We start from the raw sequence: 1,039 nt of genomic DNA, 5'->3' as shown, positions 1-1,039 counted from the left end.
GGCGGATTCAAGCGGCAAGTGCAACAGTATAAAAACCAGCCATAACTTCACTCGGTGTATACCAACCTAGTGTTTTTCTAGGACGATGGTTGAGTGCAAATTCTATCTGCTCTATTTGTTCGTTTGACACGCCATCAAACGATGATGATTTTGGTAGATATTGACGGATTAAACCATTCGTATTTTCATTTCTAGCTCGCTGAATAGACTTGTAAGGATCAGCAAAATACGTCTCTATGCCAGCATCAGTAATTCTTTTGTGTTCGGAAAATTCTTTGCCATTATCAAATGTCACACTATAAGCATGGCTCATTTGTAAACGATCTAATGCACAAGTAATCGTTTGAGAGGATGCTCTTATTGGCCCTAAATGAACAATATGTACATACAGGCTCTTTCGATCAACGAGAGTCAATAAAGCACCTTTATGATGTTTACCAATCACCGTGTCACCTTCGAAATCTCCTAAACGTTGTCGTTGATCAATGACCTGGTCTCGGCAGTGAATACTTGTTTTATCAATGATTTGACCCCTACGATCCGTGTTTTTGTAACCGCGTTTTCGATATTTCTTCTGATGCCTTAAATGTAGATGAAGTTTACCGCCTTTTGATTTATCTTGATAAATGTACTGGTAAATCCACTCATGTGAAGGTACATCCAGCCAACCGCGTTGTGTTAAAGCACCTGAAATTTGTTCGGGTGACCAGTCCAAACCAATCAAATAATCAATATAAGCGAAGGCAAATGCTGTCATTGATGATGAAGGACGGTACCGTCTTTGACTTGCAAATTTAGCTGCCTGTTGAGCTCTATATCCACGTTGCCCAGTATTTCTTTTTAATTCACGGTAGATGGTTGATCGTGAACGTCCTAATTCCCGAGCAAGGGTAGCGATTGAACTTTTACTTTTCAAAGTAGCATAAATTTCGTATCTTTCATCTTGAGAAAGTTGGGTGTATTTCTTCATTGTGTGCTTTCCAATTGCGAGTTGAAAAAGTCTAATGATTCTATGAATACACCTAACTTTTTCAACTAA

At 38.9% G+C, this 1,039-nt stretch carries 1 protein-coding gene; it reads right to left on the bottom strand.

The window, feature by feature from the left end; genetic code table 11:
• Positions 1–7: 7 nt before the first annotated feature.
• Complete coding sequence (locus FTU03_RS16070) at positions 8–970, bottom strand: IS30-like element IS18 family transposase (protein ID WP_179993464.1); 963 nt, start codon at positions 968–970, stop codon at positions 8–10.
• Positions 971–1,039 lie beyond the last annotated feature (69 nt).

It is taken from the genome of Acinetobacter sp. YH12046 (genome assembly GCF_013419905.1).
Lineage (GTDB): Bacteria > Pseudomonadota > Gammaproteobacteria > Pseudomonadales > Moraxellaceae > Acinetobacter.
This window is presented reverse-complemented; position numbering and strand designations above follow the sequence as displayed.